General features: G+C 72.2%; 15 protein-coding genes. 4 read left to right on the top strand and 11 right to left on the bottom strand.

What is annotated here, in order from left to right; all coding sequences use genetic code 11:
* Positions 1-100: 100 nt before the first annotated feature.
* A complete protein-coding gene (locus tag ACH34Q_RS25080; protein WP_395985549.1) occupies positions 101-2,695 on the bottom strand; it encodes a phosphoenolpyruvate carboxylase in 2,595 nt (864 codons plus the stop codon).
* 97 nt (positions 2,696-2,792) lie between these two features.
* On the opposite strand from ACH34Q_RS25080, the gene ACH34Q_RS25085 reads away from it, so the two are divergent.
* From ACH34Q_RS25085 to ACH34Q_RS25100, 4 genes are all read left to right on the top strand, one after another.
* The gene (locus ACH34Q_RS25085) at positions 2,793-4,394 is read left to right on the top strand and encodes an acyl-CoA carboxylase subunit beta (protein ID WP_395985488.1); all 1,602 of its coding nucleotides are present in this window, start codon (positions 2,793-2,795) and stop codon (positions 4,392-4,394) included.
* A 43-nt stretch (positions 4,395-4,437) separates the two neighbouring features.
* Positions 4,438-4,668, top strand: coding sequence for an acyl-CoA carboxylase subunit epsilon (locus tag ACH34Q_RS25090; protein ID WP_395985489.1), 231 nt, complete (start codon positions 4,438-4,440; stop codon positions 4,666-4,668).
* A gap of 302 nt (positions 4,669-4,970) precedes the next feature.
* Positions 4,971-6,026, top strand: a complete 1,056-nt coding sequence (locus ACH34Q_RS25095) for an NYN domain-containing protein (protein ID WP_395985490.1) — start codon at positions 4,971-4,973, stop codon at positions 6,024-6,026.
* A gap of 77 nt (positions 6,027-6,103) precedes the next feature.
* Complete coding sequence (locus ACH34Q_RS25100; RefSeq protein ID WP_395985491.1) at positions 6,104-7,339, top strand: YncE family protein; 1,236 nt, start codon at positions 6,104-6,106, stop codon at positions 7,337-7,339.
* A 110-nt stretch (positions 7,340-7,449) separates the two neighbouring features.
* On the opposite strand, the gene ACH34Q_RS25105 is transcribed toward ACH34Q_RS25100, so the two are convergent.
* From ACH34Q_RS25105 to ACH34Q_RS25150, 10 genes are all read right to left on the bottom strand, one after another.
* Positions 7,450-10,632: a BTAD domain-containing putative transcriptional regulator gene (locus ACH34Q_RS25105; protein WP_395985492.1), complete on the bottom strand. Its 3,183-nt coding sequence runs from the start codon at positions 10,630-10,632 to the stop codon at positions 7,450-7,452.
* A 7-nt stretch (positions 10,633-10,639) separates the two neighbouring features.
* Positions 10,640-11,110, bottom strand: a complete 471-nt coding sequence (locus ACH34Q_RS25110; RefSeq protein WP_395985493.1) for a TadE/TadG family type IV pilus assembly protein — start codon at positions 11,108-11,110, stop codon at positions 10,640-10,642.
* Positions 11,107-11,574, bottom strand: coding sequence for a TadE family protein (locus ACH34Q_RS25115; RefSeq protein ID WP_395985494.1), 468 nt, complete (start codon positions 11,572-11,574; stop codon positions 11,107-11,109). Before ACH34Q_RS25115 ends, ACH34Q_RS25110 begins: the two co-directional genes overlap by 4 nt.
* Positions 11,571-11,960 carry a TadE family protein gene (locus tag ACH34Q_RS25120; protein WP_395985495.1) on the bottom strand — a complete coding sequence of 130 codons (390 nt, stop codon included), beginning with the start codon at positions 11,958-11,960 and terminating at the stop codon, positions 11,571-11,573. Before ACH34Q_RS25120 ends, ACH34Q_RS25115 begins: the two co-directional genes overlap by 4 nt.
* A 155-nt stretch (positions 11,961-12,115) precedes the next feature.
* Entirely contained in the window at positions 12,116-12,337 is a 222-nt protein-coding gene (locus ACH34Q_RS25125) for a Flp family type IVb pilin (RefSeq protein ID WP_395985496.1), read from the bottom strand.
* Positions 12,338-12,374: 37 nt separating this feature from the next.
* Positions 12,375-13,292, bottom strand: coding sequence for a type II secretion system F family protein (locus tag ACH34Q_RS25130; RefSeq protein ID WP_395985497.1), 918 nt, complete (start codon positions 13,290-13,292; stop codon positions 12,375-12,377).
* Positions 13,289-14,341 carry a type II secretion system F family protein gene (locus ACH34Q_RS25135; protein ID WP_395985498.1) on the bottom strand — a complete coding sequence of 351 codons (1,053 nt, stop codon included), beginning with the start codon at positions 14,339-14,341 and terminating at the stop codon, positions 13,289-13,291. Before ACH34Q_RS25135 ends, ACH34Q_RS25130 begins: the two co-directional genes overlap by 4 nt.
* 22 nt (positions 14,342-14,363) lie before the next feature.
* A complete protein-coding gene (locus ACH34Q_RS25140; protein ID WP_395985499.1) occupies positions 14,364-15,668 on the bottom strand; it encodes a CpaF family protein in 1,305 nt (434 codons plus the stop codon).
* Positions 15,669-16,712 carry a hypothetical protein gene (locus tag ACH34Q_RS25145; protein WP_395985500.1) on the bottom strand — a complete coding sequence of 348 codons (1,044 nt, stop codon included), beginning with the start codon at positions 16,710-16,712 and terminating at the stop codon, positions 15,669-15,671. It abuts the gene before it with no gap.
* 2 nt (positions 16,713-16,714) lie between these two features.
* Entirely contained in the window at positions 16,715-17,665 is a 951-nt protein-coding gene (locus tag ACH34Q_RS25150; RefSeq protein WP_395985501.1) for a hypothetical protein, read from the bottom strand.
* Positions 17,666-17,982 lie beyond the last annotated feature (317 nt).

Genomic DNA, 17,982 nt, shown 5'->3' on the forward strand with positions numbered 1-17,982 from the left:
GCCCTCCTTCCAAGGGGTGGGCGCCTCCGGAGCGAGCGCCGGCGAGCGCAGGAGGTGCGCGCCCCGCCTGGGGGTGTGGGGGTCCGCCCCCACAGGCAGCTCAGCCTGTGTTTTGTAGGCCTGCTGCTACTCCGTTTACCGATAGGAGCAGGAGTTCTTCCAGGTGGCGGCGTTCTGTTTCGTCTTCTACGCCGTCGCGGAGAGCCCCTAGGGCGCGGAGTTGCAGGTGGGAGAGGGCGTCCACGTACGGGTTGCGCAGTTCTACGGCTCTGGAGAGGACCTTGCGGTTCTCCAGGAGGCGGGTGTGGCCGGTCGTCGCCAGGACCAGGGAACGGGTGCGGTCGTATTCGGCCAGGACGGTCTCTGAGAGTTCGGGGCGGGCGCCCAGGGCCAGGTAGCGTTCGGCGATCGCGCGGTCGGACTTGGCGAGGCTCATTTCGGCGTTGTCGAGCAGGGCGCCGAAGAGGGGCCATGCCTCGTACGCCTCGCGGAGGGCGTCCAGGTCGGCGCCGTCACCGGAGACCGCGGCCAGGCCGCTGCCCAGGCCGTACCAGCCGGGCAGGTTGACGCGGGTCTGGGTCCAGGCGAAGACCCAGGGGATGGCGCGCAGGTCTTCCAGGCCCTGGGCGGCCTTGCGGCGGGACGGGCGGGAGCCGATGCGCAGTTCGGCGATCTCTTCCAGGGGGCTGACCCGGGCGAACCAGGCGGCGAAGCCCTCGGTTTCGATCAGGGAGCGGAACGCGGCGCGGGCGGCGTCGCTGATCTTGTCGGCGAGCGGGCGGTAGCGGGCGGCGGCGGTACGGGCGCGGTCCTGTACGGCGTCGGTCGAGGCGAGCAGGACCGCGTTGGTGACCTGCTCGACGTGGCGGCGGGCGATCTGCGGCTGGCCGTAGCGGGCGAAGATGACCTCGCCCTGTTCGGTGACCTTGAAGCGGCCGGCCACCGAGCCCGGTGCCTGGGCCAGGATGGCGCGGTTGGCGGGGCCGCCGCCGCGGCCCAGGGAGCCGCCTCGGCCGTGGAACATGGTGAGCTTGATGTCGTTGCGAGCGCCCCAGGAGGTGAGGGCCTCCTGCGTGTCGTACAGGCGGAGGGTCGCGCTGGTGGGGCCCAGCTGCTTGGCGGAGTCGGAATAGCCGAGCATGACCTCCAGGCGGCGCCCGGTGTCGGCGAGCCTGTTCTGTACGGCCGGGATCGCGAGCATGCCTTCCAGGACTTCGGGGGCTCGTTCGAGGTCCTCGCCGGTCTCGAACAGCGGGATCACGTCGAGGATGGGCGCGTTGTCGCCCAGGGACGCGGCCAGGGCGTGGACGTTGGCCACGTCGTCGGCGGTACGGGTGAACGAGACGATGTAGCGGCTGCAGGCTCTGATGCCGAAGCGCTTCTGGATCCAGGCGACGACGCGGAGGGTCTCCAGGACCTCTTCGGTCATCTCGCTGCATGGGCCGCCCGCGCGGACTTCTGCCAGGGCCTTCTCGTGGATCTCCGAGTGCTGGCGGATCTCCAGTTCGGCGAGGTGGAAGCCGAACGTCTCGACCTGCCAGATCAGATGCTGGACGCTGCCGTACGCCTGGCGTGGTGCGTCCGCCTGGGCCAGGGAGTCCTGTACGAGGCGGAGGTCGGCCAGGAGGTCGTCGGGTGCGGCGTAGGCCAGGTCGGCGTCGCGTTCGCGGGTCGCGGCGATGCGGGTGGCGGCGTACAGGAGCAACTGCCGGTGCTGCTCGCCCGGGGAACGCTTGGCGATGTCGGCCAGGCGGGCGGGGTGGGCCGTACGGGCCGCGGCCAGCGCCTCGCGCAGGGCGGCCGAGGGCGGCGTGGTGCTCTCGTGGACGGTCAGTTCGCGGCCGATCCGGCCGCAGGCGGCCTCCAGGGCGCGCAGGACGTGCTCGGCCTGGATCATCACCGCGTCGCGGGTGACCTGGGCCGTCACGTACGGGTTGCCGTCCCGGTCGCCGCCGATCCAGCTGCCGAGGCGGACGTACGGGCGGGCCTGCGGCGGCCGTACGCCGGTGCCCTCGGGGTCGAGGGCGCGGTCGAGGGAGCGGTAGATCTCCGGGACGACGCGGAAGATCGTCTCGTCGAAGGCCGCCATGGCGGTGCGGACCTCGTCCAGCGGGTCCATTTGCGTGTGGCGGCGCAGGGCCGTACGCCAGAGGAGGTCGATCTCCTCGCGCAGCCGCCGTTCCAACTCGGCTTCTTCGCTTGCGCCCGGGGCGGCGTTCAGGCGGGTCAGGAAGTCGCTGATCCGCTGGATCGAGGTGACGACGGCGCGGCGCCGGGCCTCGGTCGGGTGGGCGGTGAAGACCGGCCGGAACTCCAGGCCCTCGATCACCTCGGCCAGCCCGTCGTCGCCGGAGGCGGCGCGGATCCGCGCCACGGCCGCCGGGACCGAGCTGGGCACGGAGGTGTCGGGCGTGTCGCGTTCCCGCAGCGTACGGATGCGGTGGTGCTCCTCAGCGAGGTTGGTCAGGTGGAAGTAGACGGTGAACGCCCGCGCGACCTGGCCGGCGCGTTCCAGCGTCCAGCCGTCGACGAGGGCGGAGACCTCGGCGCTGTCGATCTCGCCGCGGCGGGCGGCGATGACGGCGTGCCGGAGGCGTTCGACGTCGTCCAGCAACTCTTGGCCGCCGTACTCCACGAGTCCATCGCCCAGCATGGCGCCGAGCAGCCGGACGTCGCGGCGCAGCGGTTCGGGCATGTCCTGCCGAAGGGTGTCGCGCGTGTTGGTAGCCACCCGCCCAAGGTTATGGGACCCGCATAAAACCGCCCATCAGCGGCCGGTTAGTCTGACCGGCATGGCGATGGAAGCTCCTGAACCCGCGGCGGAGATCGATGTCCACACCACCGCGGGCAAGATCGCGGACCTGGAACGGCGCCGCTACGAGGCGGTGCACGCGGGATCCGCGCGTGCGGTGGAAAAGCAGCATGCCAAGGGCAAGATGACCGCTCGCGAGCGGATCGAGGCGCTGCTGGACGACGGTTCGTTCGTGGAGTTCGACGAGATGGCCCGGCACCGGTCGATCCAGTTCGGGCTGGAGAACAACCGCCCGTACGGCGACGGCGTCATCACCGGCTACGGCACGGTGGACGGCCGGCACGTGGCGGTGTTCAGCCAGGACTTCACGATCATGGGCGGCTCGCTCGGCGAGGTCTACGGCGAGAAGATCTGCAAGGTCATGGACCACGCGCTGAAGACCGGCTGCCCGATGATCGGGATCAACGAGGGCGCCGGGGCCCGGATCCAGGAGGGCGTGGTCGCGCTCGGCCTGTACGCCGAGATCTTCAAGCGGAACGTGCACGCCTCCGGGGTGATCCCGCAGATCTCGCTGATCATGGGGACCACGGCGGGCGGGCATGTCTACTCGCCCGCGCTGACCGACTTCATCGTCATGGTCGACCAGACCTCGCACATGTTCATCACCGGCCCCGACGTGATCAAGACCGTCACCGGTGAAGAGGTGACGTTCGAGGAGCTGGGCGGCGCGCACGCGCACAACTCGCGGTCCGGTGTGGCGCACTACCAGGGCTCCGACGAGGACGACGCGCTCGAGTACGTCAAGGCGCTGGTGTCCTACCTGCCGTCCAACAACCTCGCCGACCCGCCGGTCTTCGACGTGGACGTGGACATGGCGGAGCTGGACAGTGAGGGCGCTCCGCTCGACTCCCTGATCCCGGACTCCCCGAACCAGCCGTACGACATGCGCACCGTGATCGAGCACGTGCTCGACGACGGCGAGTTCCTGGAGGTCCAGGAGCTGTTCGCGCCCAACATCGTGGTCGGCTTCGGCCGGGTCGAGGGCCACTCGGTCGGCGTGGTGGCCAACCAGCCGATGCAGTTCGCGGGGACGCTGGACATCCACGCCTCGGAGAAGGCCGCCCGGTTCGTCCGCACGTGTGACGCGTTCAACGTCCCGGTGCTGACGTTCGTGGACGTGCCCGGCTTCCTGCCCGGCACCGACCAGGAGTGGAACGGGATCATCCGGCGCGGCGCCAAGCTGCTGTACGCCTACGCCGAGGCGACCGTCCCGCTGGTCACCGTGATCACCCGCAAGGCGTACGGCGGCGCGTACGACGTGATGGGCTCCAAGCACCTGGGCGCCGACATCAACCTGGCGTGGCCCACCGCGCAGATCGCGGTGATGGGCGCGCAGGGCGCGGTCAACATCCTCTACCGGCGCGAGCTGGCGGCCGCCGACGACCCCGACACCCGCCGCGCCGAGCTGATCACCGAGTACGAGGACCGGCTGGCCAACCCGTACGTCGCGGCCGAGCGCGGTTACGTCGACAACGTGATCAAGCCGTCCGAGACCCGCGGCCAGATCATCCGGTCGCTGCGCTCGCTGCGCGACAAGCGCGCGACGCTGCCGCCCAAGAAGCACGGCAACATCCCGCTGTGATGGCGTCCGGTGGGCGTGAAGGAACCGGCGTGAAGGAGGCACCGTGAGCAGTGACGGCAAGCCGTTCCTGCAGATCGTTCGGGGCGACGCGACGCCCGAGGAGGTCGCCGCCCTGGTGGCCGTGCTGACCGCGCGGGCCCGCGCGAACGCCGTGGGCGGCGGGACGGGCGAACGGCGCGTCTCCCGCTGGGCCGACCGGGCCCGGCTGGTGCGCGATCCGGCCGCGCGGCCGCGCGGCCCCGGAGCCTGGAGGGACAGCGCCCTCCCGCGGTGAGGGCCGCGGACCCCGAACGATCGCAGACCATCGGGCCGCCCGGCGCGGCGCCCGGCTCATCGAGGCACAGGCCTTCACGGCGGTGTTCTCGATCGAGGCGGGGCGCCACGCCGGGCGGCGTCGTTCGTACGGGGAACGACCGCGACGCGCTGTCACCCAGGACACCGTGGTCACATACACCGCGTAACGTGGCGTAACACACACCTTCGATGTGTGGGCGGCGCGGGTACGGCAATGCCAGGGGGAGATGTAACCGTGGTTCGCGCCCAGGAAAGGCCCCGGCACGAATAAGGTGAAAGGCCATGGCCACCTCGGAGTTCGTCCCTCAGCCCGCGCGGTACGCCGTCTTCGTCGACGCGGGATATCTCTACGCGGCCTCCGGGGCGCTGTTGCTCGGCTGCGGTTCCAGGCGCGAGTACAGGGTCGCCGCGGAGAAGCTGATCAAGGCATTGACCACCCATGCGGACGACCAGCTGGTCGGTGAGCTGCTGCGGCTCTACTGGTTCGACGCGGCGCCCAAGCGGCAGCCGACCGTCGACCAGCGCGTGATCGCCAACCTGCCGCTGGTGAAGCTGCGGCTCGGCAATCTGAACGCGCAGGGCCAGCAGAAGGGCGTGGACGCCCAGTTGCGCGCCGACCTCGAAGCGCTCGCCCGGCACCGCGCCATCACCGACGCCGTGCTGCTGGCCGGCGACGAGGACATGCTGCCGGCGGTCGAGGCCGCGCAGCGGTACGGCGTGCGCGTGCACCTGTGGGGCGTGGAGCCCACGCACGGCTCCAACCAGGCCGAGTGGCTGGTCTGGGAGTCCGACACGGTCGAGGTCCTGCCCGCCGATTTCTTGCGCCCGTACTTCACTAAAGCCAAGGTCCTGCCCGTTTCGACCACCACGACCCCGGTCCGCGACCCCGTCGCTCCCGCCCGTACGTCCGTGCCGTCGCCCTCGCAGGTGTTCGCCGGCCGTACCCCGGCGGTCAAGCCGGCGCCCGCCGCCGCCCGGCCCGGCGGCGTCCCGGCGGGCACCGGTGTTCCCGTCCCGGCGGCCACGGTCACCGCGCCGACCAACTCGCACGCCGCCCCGCTCGCGGACGGCAAGCTGGGTCCCGACCGCGACCACATGCTGGAAATAGGCGAGCATGTGGCGCAGAAGTGGCTGTTCGAACGGGGCCGCGACAACATCCGCGACCTGCTGCCGGGCCCGATCCTGCCGCCCGTGATCGACAAGGAACTGCTGATCGAGGCGGAGAAGGAGCTGGGCGGTTCGCTGCGCCCCTACCAGGAGGCCCGCACGTGGCTGCGGGACGGTTTCTGGGAGCGCGTCTACCGCGAGTTCGGCATCGGGATCGGGAAGTCCGGCTGACGCTCGGCCGGTCTTCTCGTCAGAACGTGTTGTGACGATCCGTGCACAGGGCGTGCGCGAGCCGGTACAGTCCCGCCGTGATGGGGGTATCACGCAGACCGCGCCGCCGAGCCGTACCCGGCCCGGCGCTCATCGCCGTCTCGGCACTGGTGGCGGCGGCCGGATGCGAGTCCCCGGTGCCGTTCTACCCGCCCGGGCAGGGCGCGCCGGACGCCCCGGTCATCGCGGTCGGCGCACCGGCTCCGGCCACCTTGGACGGTGAGTCCTCCCCGCCCGAGCCACCGTCAGCAGCGCCGCGTTCCGCCGACACGCCCGACGTGCCGGCCAACGTCTACGCCGCGACCGGCCCCGGAATGCTCGGGCCCGAGTCCCGCGACCTGCCGCCCCGCGTGTACGTACCGAACGCCGCCACCGGTACGGCCGATGTCATCGACCAGCGGACCGGGCGGCTCCTCGGCCGCGTCCGCACGGGCGGTGCCCCGACGCTGATCGTGCCCGGCTGGAATCTGCGCCGGCTCTGGGTGCACGACCTGGTCAACGGGACGGCCGTGCCGATCGCGCCCCGTTCCGCGCACCGGGGCGAGTCGCTGCGGATCTCGCGTCCCGGCCCGCTCTACTTCACCCCCGACGGCCGCGACGCGTTCCTCATGGTCGGACGGCTCGCCCGGATCGACTTCCGGCATCCGAAGACCATGAAGCCGCACGGATCCATGAAGCTGCCGTGCCAGGGCGCGACGGGCGCCGACCACTCCGCCGACGCGTCGTTCCTGGTGGCGTCCTGCCCGCCCTCCGGACGGCTCATCCGCGTGGACCCGTCCCGCCGGTCGGTCACCGCCACGCTGCGGCTCCCCGCCGGATCGCGCCCCGATGACCTGCGGCTCTCCCCCGACGGCCGGACGTTCCTCGTCGCGGACGCCGCGAAGGGCGGGCTGTGGCAGGTCGACGCCGCGCGCTTCCGCGTGACCGGCTTCATCCGTACGGGGCCGGGAGCGCACGGCCTCGTCCTCGGCCGGGAGTCCCAGCGCATGTTCGTCCTCGGCGGCGATGGAACGGTCTCGTCCGTCCACCTCGCCACCCAGCGCGTGACACGGCTCTGGCGGACGCCGAGCGGCCGTTCCCCGCTCGCGGGCGGGGTCTCCGCCGACGGCGAGACGCTCTGGCTGACCGATCCCGCGGTCGGCACGGTGTACGCGGTGTCGACCCGTACGGGACGGACCGTCCACGCCGTCAAGGTCGGCGGACGCCCCGGAAACGCGTGCGTCTACCCGCAACCCGCCCGCTACTCGCTAGGCGGCCCCGGCCTGTACCGCTAACCCCCCGGACGACTCTCCTCGTTGACTCGTGGCGTGTTCGCCCCTGGCGTCGCCCGTGGAGGCGAACACGCCACGAGTCAACGTGAGGGGCGACGTGGTGAAGGGGCGTGTCAGCGGGTGGCCATGTGGCGCCACTGGGGCATGAGTTCCTCGACGAGAGCCTCGGTCTCGGGCTGGAGCTGGTCGAGAAGGGGATCGCGGCCGATCCGTCCGCGCAACTCGTCGATGACGACCCGTACCTGGGCCTCGTCACCGGCGGCATGCGTGGCGCGCAGCAGGTCGCGCCACAGTCCCTCGTCCTCGGGCGCGAGGCGGAGCCCGGCGCGGGCGGCGCCGATCGCGCCCCGGATGTCGCCCTCGTCCAGGCGCAGGACGACGAGCCGGTGCGCCACGTCGATGACGCGGGCGGTCGCCTCGTACTCCAGGTCGTCGGTCACCAGCCAGCCGTAGGTGCCGCGCGGCCGTCCGGCCAGCACCGGGCCGCGTACGAGGTCGAGCGCGTACGCCATGTACGCGGTCTCGGACGCGGGCTCAGCCGCCGACCGCCACAGCAGCCAGCGGAACACCGCCCAGTCGACCCGTACCTCCGAGCCCAGCTTGATCCGGCCACGGTCGTCGTAATACAGGTTGGGACGGCCGCGCGCGTCCCGTCCAAGCCAGTCGGACACGCGCGCCACGCAGGCGTCGCGGACCCCGGTGGTCACCCCGCGCGGCCACACCGCCCCGCCCAGAACGGTCGGATGCACACCGCCCGGATGCGTCGCGAGGTAGACCAGGACCTCGGTGCACACCGCCCGGCGGCTCTCGTCCATGGGCCCGGGCGCGTCGATCTCGACCGGCCCGAGCAGCCGGATGTCGACCGACGACTGCTGCCCGCCGGGCCCGCCGGGCGGCTCCGTCATGCCGCCGTCGCCGGGATCGGCCATCGGCACCGACTCCAGCCGGGACGCGCCCCGGAACAGCTCGGCGATGCTGCGGTAGTGCGCCTCCGGGACGAGTTGGGCGTCCACCTCGAAGCCGAGCACGCCCGCCTGGAGCCGCCCGTCCTGGTCGACCTCCCACGTCCAGGTGGCGCCCTGCACCTCGCCCGGGACGAGGTAGCCGGCGGCCATCCGGGTGCCGGTACGGGCCAGCGCGACCAGCCGGTCGGCGTCCCGTTCGGCCGGCTCCTCCGCCATGATCAGGTAGTGCGGCATCCAGGCCTCGCCGAACACCCCGCGGCAGCGTCCGGTCAGCACCGAGTCGACCCCGGAGGCCGCCAGCGCCTGCCGTACCTCCTCGCCACGCCCCTCCAGCTCGGGCAGCGCGTCCGCGAGGGTCGGGACCGTACGGATCCGGTCAGGCGCGATCTCGGCCAGGTTCTCGCCCAGCTCGCCGCCGAAGCCGACCAGCGTGATCCGCATGTGGTCGGACCAGCGGTTGGTGGCCAGCTCCAGGGCCAGCGCCGCCAGTACGGAACGCCGCGTGTCCGCCGGGCCGCGCAGCGCGATCAGCCCGTGCGCCGCCTCCAGATCGACCAGGATCCGGCCGCCCGCGTTCGTACCGATCGAGACCAGACCCGGGTACGGAGCGAGCACGTCGCTCAGATCGGCGGCCTCCAGCGCGGCCAGCGAGTCGGCGTGCAGCCGCCACACCTGCCCGTCGTCATGGGGCTGCCAGGGCGCGGGCGGGTTGCGGTCGGCGGGCGCGATCCACAGGTCGAGGCTGCCGGAACCGAGATGCACCCCGTACACCGTCGGCAGCGCCCGGCCGCCCGCCGCCATCGACTTCGACAGGTGACGCAGCCCGAGGTCGAGCAGCCGTACACCGTCGTCGTCGGACCCGATCCGCAGCGCCTGCTCGGCCACCGCGGCGTCCCCCTCGGGCCGGGGGATCATGTGCCCGAACGCCCGGTGCCACATCTGCGTACGGCGCCGCCGCCCGAGCGCGCTGAGCAGTCCCGCGGCCATCAGCGAGGCCGCCGCCAGCCCCTCGGACCATTCGAGATCGAACGGAAGCGGCGTGTCCTCGGCCTGCGCCCGGTCTTCCCCAGGAGCACTGTCCTTACCAGGAGCGCCGTCCTTACCGGGAGCACTGTCCTTACCGGGAACACTGTCCTTACCGGGGACGCTGGCGCCGCCGGTGCCCGCGTCGCCGCCCAACTCGTCCCCTGGCCGAGGCGCCGGGACCTGCGCCTCCGGCTCGGGCTCCGGCTTGGGCTCGGCTTCCGGCTTCTGCTCCGCTTCCGGCTCGGGCTCGGGCTCGGCTTGGGTCGGTGGCGCGGTCTGGGTAGGCGGCGCGGTCTGGGACGGAGCCTGCGTGGGAGCGCCCGCGCCCGGGAGTTGCGCGCCGGGCTGCTCCGTCCCCTGTCCCGTCTCCGGTACGGGCTCAGGCTCGGGTGCGGGCTCCGGCTGCGGCTCGGGCTCCGGGGCCTTGTCCGGTACGGCATGACCGTGCCGGAAGTAGTCGTTCAGGTCCTTGGCCGGTATGACCTGCGCGTGCTTGGCATCCGCCGGCATCTCCAGGATCCAGCCGGGCCTGATCAGGCTGGCGATGTTCAGCCGGCTGCCGTCCGGCTGGATATGGCCCTTGTTGAGCGCGAAGATCTCCTTGTAGCGGCGGCCCTCGCCCAGGCACTTGTCCGCGATCTCCCAGAGGCTCTCGTGGTGCCGGCCGTGCGGCGGGTTCACCCGGTAGATCTTGGTGGTGGCCGCCTTCTCCATCGGCTGTACGGCCGGGGCCTCGGGAACGGACTGCTCGACCGTCTGCTGCTGGGGCGCGACCGCGACCGGGGCCAGATCCTGCGCCTGCGACTGGGCGGGCCGCTGGTACAGCTCGCGGCCGCTGAACGCGGGCATGATCGAGGTGGTGGCGGTGAACAGCAGCAGCGCCGCGACCACCAGCCGGTGGACGAGCGACTGCGTACCGCCGGCGAGCGGGACCCGGGCCGGGACGCCGACACCGCGGATCCCGGCGTACACCTCGACGACCACGCACAGCGCCAGTTGCAGCCATGCCAGCCAGACCAGCGCGACGAGGATCGGGATGAGCGTGCTGTCACCGATCGGCTGGGTGAGGTCGGACAGCTCGGGAACGTGGTCGGGGATCGGCGCATCGAAGAACGTCAGCAGCGCGAACGGCACGCCCGCCAGCAACGCCGCCAGCGCCACCAGCGCGCCCAGCCCGGCGAGCACGTCGCCGGGGCCACGCCGCCCGCGGACCCGTACCGGCTCGGGAACGCCGTACCCCAGCCGCCTCCCCGAGGCGTCCCGGACGCCGTCGGGCCGCCTGTCGCCTGCCTGCCGTGCCGTCATCGGTCCCCTACTGGTCATCGCTGGTCACCGGTTGAGCGGACGCCGTAGACGTCATCGTAAACTCGCCGAGCCCCGGCACAATGCCCAGCAACTGGGCCCGTACGGTGAGCTGCACGGTCACGTCGACCTGCTCCTGGTCGGCCTCGCAGCGGGACGCGGTGATGTCCTCCTCGTAGCCCGCCAGCAGATCGCACGCCGCCGCCCGCGCCCGATCCGGGTCGATGACCGGCTCGCCCGTCCGCCGCAGGGCGCCGGTGTCGATCTCGTTCGCGCCCGCCCGGGCCGCCTGCTCGGCCATGTCCGCCGCCCGCTGCCGCGCGTGGATCGCCAGGCCGCCGTCCACCAGCAGCCCGGCCAGCAGGAACACCGCCGGCGTGAACAGCACGACGTACATCGCGACCGTCCCCCGATCACCACGCGCCCTGCTTTCCCTGCGCTGCTCGCTTTCCCTGTGCTGCCTGCGCTCGCGGCGGCTCATCCGGCGTCCTCCGTACCGCGATAGGTGAACGTGTCGATCGGCGCCAGCGCCCGGCCGCGCAGGGCCTTGGTGCCGGGGAGCCCGATGAACGACAGGTCCGCCAGATCCACGTCGCAGGTGATGGTCACGGCGACCCGGCCGCCCGGTCCCCACTGGCTGGTGTCGGTGATCACGACGGGACCGCTCGCGCACCAGTCATGGCCGTTGAGGTTCGCGGTCGCGGCCTCCTGCGCCATCCGCTCCGCGCCCCCCGCGCTGCGAGCGATGGACGCGGCCCGTACGGCATCGCGCGCGGCACCGTCCACCTGGCTCTGCGCGTCCACCATCCGCCCGGCCCCGGCCAGCAGCATCAGGAAGATCACGAACAGCGGCGTGACCAGCACCATCTCCATCGACATCGACCCGCGCTCCATCGACATCGACCCGCGGTCCGCGGCGCCCGGGCCCGCTCGGAACGCGCTCACTGAGCGCCTCCCTCGCACGCGATGCCGTCACCCACATCGGGACGGAAGCACTCGATCGGCCCCTGGGACCGCTGCTCCACCCGGAACGTCATGAACGGGATGACCCGTACGGCCTCGCCGCGCACCTCGACCCAGCGCTGATCGCCTGCCTCGCCGGTCTGAACGTCCAGCCCGGTGAGCAGGTTGGCGCCGATCTTGCGGACGTCGCCGGTGGCCTTCTGCTCCGCCGCACCCTCCCAGCCACCGCCGACCGGTGCCGTACGCGCCACCCGGGCACCCGACTGCGCAGCGGCCAGCGCGACATGGCGCGCGTGGTACACCATCGCGAACTGGACCACGGCCAGCATCACGAGGATCAGGATCGGCGTCAGCAGCGCCCACTCCATCGAAGACGCCCCACGATCGCCCGCCGAGCCGTGACAGGCCGTGCCTCTGCGAACCGAACCGCGACGTACCCGCTCTCGGCCCGCCGTCCGGGCCTTCGCGGCTACACGGGCCACCGCGACTACACGGGCCATCCCGGTTACACGGGCCATCGCGGTTACTCCGTTTTGATGCTGTTGGCCTTGTTGACGATCAGGTTGCGGATCGTCGCGCCGATGGTGATCGCGATGACCGCGAGGATCGCCGTGATGATCGCCCATTCGATCGCCGAGGCCCCCTTCGTACGGTCGGGCTCGTTGCGGAGCCGTTCGATACGGCAGCCGAGCAGGGCCCGCAGATAGACGACGGCCGGGTCGTTCCATGGATTGATCGGACCCATCAATCCTCCTTCGAGGGGTACGGGGATGGTCGAAGACTCACGCTGCCATAACCCTCATCAGCGCGGGATAGGCCAGGAAGACAAGGAACGCGGCGCAGAGCAGGAGCTGGGCGACGAGCATCGACTGGGAACGTTCACCGGCCTTGCCCTCCAGTTCCGACAGCTCGCGGCTGCGCATCGAGGCGGCGCGGGCCGACAGCGACTTGCGGACCTGAGCGCCGTCGTCGGAGACCAGGGCCAGCGCGCCCGCCATGTCGCGCAGCTCGGCGATGTCGAGTTCGTCGCCGAGGTTGCCGAGCGCCTGCCACGGGGTGTGGCCGGTGATGCGGGCGTTGGCGAGCGCGTCCCGGATGCGGTGCATCGCCCAGCCCTCGCCCACACCCGACGCGGTCATCAGCGCCTCGGGTACGCCGCGGCCGCCGGCCAGGTTCATCGACACCAGGTCGAGGAACGCGCCGACGACATGGCGGAAGTCCTGCCGCCGTCCGGCCGCTTCCTGCCGCAGCTGCATGTCGGGGAAGAAGAAGAACAGCACCGCGAAGAACACGCACGTCCACGCCGGGATCTGGATCGACACGCCGAGGCCCAGCAGCGCGAAGTAGGCGACCACGACCGGGATGAACAGCAGCGCGGCGGCGGGCAGCAGGAACTTGGTGGCGAGGAAGCCTTCGATGGAACGTTCGGTGATGGCCAGGTCCGCGCGGATCGAGCGCAGCTTCCAGCCGCGCGCCTCGCAGTAGCGGACCAGCTCCTTGCCGACCTTGGAACGCAGCGTGCCGACCCGGTCGAGGGTGGGCGACATCCGTCCGGCCTGCGCGTCCTCCAGGTCGCGGCGGCGGGCGGCGTCGAACGCGGCCAGCCGGGCGGTCAGGCCGGGACGCGACGGGAAGAGGGCACGGAACAGCAGGTAGAGCCCGATCCCCACGAAGGCACCCGCGAGCAGCGGCCCGGTCATGACGCACCACCTCCGCCGGCGTCCATGGTGTGCCGCCCGCGCAGCGGCTTCTGCGCGCCCGTCCCATCCTTCGCACCCTGGCCGCCGCCCTTGGCCTGCCAGGCGGCGACGGTGGTGGGCACCTCTCCGGGTACGCCGGGACGCGTCGTACTGGAACGGGTGAGGAAGCGGCTCGGCATCTCGTACTTCGCCAGCCGGCGCAGCCACAGGAACCCCGCCCCGTACAGCGCGATCACCAGGCACAGGACGAGCTGGCCGAGGAAGTCGTCGTACGGCTCCACGTAGGAGTGGTTGAAGACCGCCAGCCCGATCGCCGTACCGACCGAGACCCCGACGACGATGCGGACGCTGCGGCGGGTGGCACGCCGGTCGGCCTCGACGCGGCGGCGCATGTCGAGCTCGGCGCGGGCGGATCCGGCCAGGGCGCCGAGCATGTCGCGCAGGCCGGGACCGCGCAGCTTGGCGTTCAGGACCAGCGCGGCGATGACCAGGTCGGCGGACGGGTCGTCGAGGTCGTCGGCGAAGCGGCGCAGTGCCTCGGGCATCGGTACGCGAGTGTGCAGCCGGTCGACGAGCGAGCGCAGCGGCTGTTGCAGTACGGGCGCGGAGGCGCGCAGCGAGGCGGGGATGGCCTGCTCCAGGCCGACGGCGCCCGCGATGGTGTCGCGCAGCGATTCGGTCCACGCGGCGAGGGCCTCCAGGCGCGCGATGCCGCGCGCCTCCTCGGCGGCTCCGCCCGCCAGCCCGTTCCAGGCCAGCACCAGGACGCCGGTGCCGATGGCGGCGATCGGCCAGCGGGTGACGACCAGCACCGCGAGCCCGACGATGACGGCGAGCGCGGTACGGGTGGTGAACGTCTTCACCAGGTCCTCGCGGCTGCGCATCCGAGCCGGGCCGCCGCGCCGCACGGGCAGCCCGCGGATCGCCAGGGCCAGCAGCAGGAGGCCGCCGCCGACAAGCGCCCCCGCGACGACGGCGAACAGGACGTCCGGCGCGTACATCACCGGCCTCGCTCTCGCGCCGAACGCCTCGTCCTCACCAGGCAGCACGCGTTCACCAAGCACCCCGGACTCACCAGGCACCCCCCGAGGCGATCGGGTCGTATCCGAACTCGGCCAGTTCGTCGGCGCAGGAGATGGGTGCGGCGGGTACGGCGATGCCCTCGGGGCCGAGCGCGAAGATCTCCGACGACAGCACCCGGCCGTCGCAGCCGGTCACCTCGCGGACGCTGGCCACGAACCGGCGCAGCCGGCCGCCCGCCGCGTACTCGTTGCGCTTCTCGATGAAGACCACGAAGTCGATGGCGCCCGCGATCAGCATGTGGGTCGCCTCGACCGGCAGCCGCTCCTCGGACTGGATCGCGTACGTGGAGATGCGGTTGAAGACCTCCATCGAGGAGTTGGCGTGGATGGTCGACAGCGAGCCGTCGTTGCCCTGCGACATCGCGTTCAGCATCGTGACGATCTCGTCGCCGAGCACCTCGCCGACGATGACGCGGGACGGGTTCATCCGCAGCGAGCGGCGGACCAGCTCGGCCATCGTGATCGTGCCCTGGCCCTCGGAGTTGGGCAGCCGCTGCTCGAACGCGACGCAGTTGGGATGCAGCTCGGGGAACGCGTCCAGGCCCAGCTCCAGGGCCCGTTCCACGGTGATCAGCCGCTCGACCCCCGGAATCTCGTTGGCCACCGCGCGCAGCAGCGTGGTCTTGCCCGCGTTGGTGGCCCCGGCGATCATGATGTTCTTGCGGGCGAGCACGGCGGCGCGGAAGAAGTGCCCCAGCTCGGGGGTGAACGTCCCGTTCCCGACCAGGTCGGACAGGAACACCTTGCCCATCCGGGCCCGCCGGATCGACAGTGCGGGCCGTACCGTCACGTCCATCACCGCCGACAGCCGGGAGCCGTCGGGCAGCCGCAGGTCCAGTTGCGGGTTGGCGGTATCGAACGGGCGCGACGACAGCCCGCTGTAGGCGGCGAGGATCTGGATCAGCTCGACGAGTTCCTCGTCGCTCTCGGCCACCGGCTCGCCCATCACCTCGCGGCCGTCGGCGTACCCGATGAAGACCCGGTCGCAGCCGTTGATGTCGATGTTCTCGATCTCGGGGTCCTCCAGCAGCGGCTGGAGCCGTCCGACACCGAACAGCGCCGCGTGCACGCCCGCGGCCAGCGCCTCTTCCTCTTCGGCGTTGGGCGGGCGGCGGCCGGAGGTGATCTCGCCGCGCGCGTACTCCTCCAGGACCTGGCCGATCAGGGCGCGCGCGAACTGCCGCTCGTCCTCTCCCGACATCGGGGACAGTCCGCTGGCGGCATCGAGCCTGCGCTGCTGGGCCAGCCGGTCGCCGACCTCCTGGCGCAACCGCTTGACGAGGCCGTGATCCACCTACCGACTCCCCTCCTGGACCTGCGGCGAAGGTTGCTGGTGCGCCTGCTGCTGTTGCTGGTGGTCCTGTTGCTGGTGGTCGTGCGGCGGTGGCGCGTACGGGCCGGACGCGTACGAGCCCGGCGTGTACGAGCCGGGTGCGCCGGGCGCGGGCTGCACCGGTGCGGCGGGCGCGGACGGGGCGGGCGGGACGGCGCCGAGGCGTCCGATGATCGTCGCCGCCACCTCGCGTGCCGAACGGATCAGCAGCGAGCGGTCGAGCCGCCCTCCCCAGCGGCCGGACAGCATCTCGGCGCCCTTGGGATCGAGCGCGAGGCCGCCCAGCACCGTCACCTGCGGCGGGGCCGGGCCGTAGTCCGGTGCCTGCAGGGAGCCGGGTAGGGAGCCGTCCGGCGAGCGCAGCCGGCTCTGAACGCCCGCGACGATGCGGTCGACCTCGGCGATCGAGGCGCGGAAGTCGCGCGGGTCGGCGAGCACGATGACGCCGATGGGCGGACCGCCGCGCAGCTCCGCCGACAGCGCCGACACGCGTTCGCGCAGGTGGGCGACCTGCTCCAGGGTGGCGCGGGTGAAGAGCACCACCATGTCGGCCTCGCGCATCAGGTCGTTCAGCGGGGTGCCGGCGCCGAGCCGCCCGCAGTCGGCGAGCACGTCCACGGGGGCGAGCCCGGCGAACGCCCGGCCGAGGGGGCCCCACAGCCACGTCATGCCTTGCGCCTGCTCGGCGCTGGTGATGCCGACCAGTACGTCCAGCCCGCCGACGAGCCGCTGGCAGTGCTCGGCGATCTGGTCGGGACGCAGCCCGCGGCGCGCGGTGGCCGCGAGGCTGAGCAGGCCACGGGACGGGTTGAGCATGCCGCCGTCCTGGCCGCCGCCGCGCCGAACCTCCTCGGGGCCCGCTGCGGGCAGCCGGTAGACCAGGTCGCCGCCGCCCTGGTCGCATTCCGCGACCAGGACCGGGCGCGGCCAGACCGCGCCCAAGGCGACGGCCGCCGTGGTGACGCCCGGCGCCCCCTTGTCGGCCGCGAGCGCGATGAGTGCCACGGTCAGTTACCGCCCGTGCCGTTCGGGGCCTGCCCACCGCTGTTCTGCGTGGGCGTCTGGCCTGGCGTTTGCCCTGGTGTCTGGCCAGGCGTCTGGGTCGTGCCGGGCGTCGGCGGCTGCTCGTCGTCGGCCGGGGGCGGCGGCTGGGTCTGCTTCGCGGCCGGCAGTTTGGTGTCGGGCGGGATCAGCGCGACCGCGATGGCACCGGCCGAAGCCGCCTGGGCGATCTGCGCGGCCTCGCCGGGCGGTACGGCGACGTCCACGCTCATCTGGTCGCCGCGCAGGCGCTGCTGGTCGCCACCCCGGGACACGCCGACCACGATCGCGTCCGACGACAGTACGGTGCCGGCCCGCGGGCCACCGCCCGTACCGCCGCCCACCGCGTACAGGCTGACCCGCTTGCCGTCCTCCAGGCCCTTGGACGGGAACTGGCCGGGCTTGAGCGCCAGCCCCACCACGACCCGGCCCTTGGCGGCGTCGTTGACCGGGCTGACCATCTTGTTGGTGAGCAGCGCGCCGGGGACGAGCGGAACGGCCGCGTACGCCTGCGTCACCTGGTTCCGGGCCGTCCACTTGATGAAGTATTCGGAGCCGGTGTCGCTGACCTGGACCTCTTCGAGGGCGCCAAGGGGGATCCGCTGGCCGGCCGCGACCGGCTCCGCGAGCCGGATCGCCGCCACCCGCTGGCCGCTGGCCATCACCAGGTAAGCGCTGGTGAGCGCGCCGCCGAGGATGAGGAGCACAGCGAGCGCGGCGAGGGCGGGCTTGCGCTCGCGCGGCGCGGCCGGAAGCCGCTGCCCGCCGGAGGCGCCCAGTCCGGTCCGTCCCAGACCGGCCTGGCCGGACCCGTGCTGGCCGGCACCCGGCTGGCCTACACCTGGCTGACCGACACCGGGCTGGCCTGCACCGCCCGCCTGAGTGGTCGCGATACCGCCCGACTTGTTGGACTTCATCGCACGCCCACGTGCTCCTTTCCGCCCCGCATTCGCCCGCATCCGCCCCGCGTCCACCCGCACGGCTCGCCACCCGCGAGATCCCGCTTCCACCGGGCGATCCATGCTCGCGGTGTGGGCGAGGCCGCGTCAATGGATTCGGCAAGGTGAAGCACGCCCGTAACGTGCTGTATCCCAATGACCTGCTCGGACGTCGGACACTTCCGTTCTTACGGGTAGTCACAGGCGTCACTGACAACACCGGAGCCTCACCGGTGCTCAAGGTTGATATATCGCGGTGGTCAGGTACGGATGTCCGGCGGGAAGGATCGAGCGGG

The sequence above is a fragment of the Actinomadura sp. 9N407 genome, assembly GCF_044326315.1.
Taxonomy (GTDB): Bacteria; Actinomycetota; Actinomycetes; order Streptosporangiales; family Streptosporangiaceae; genus Spirillospora.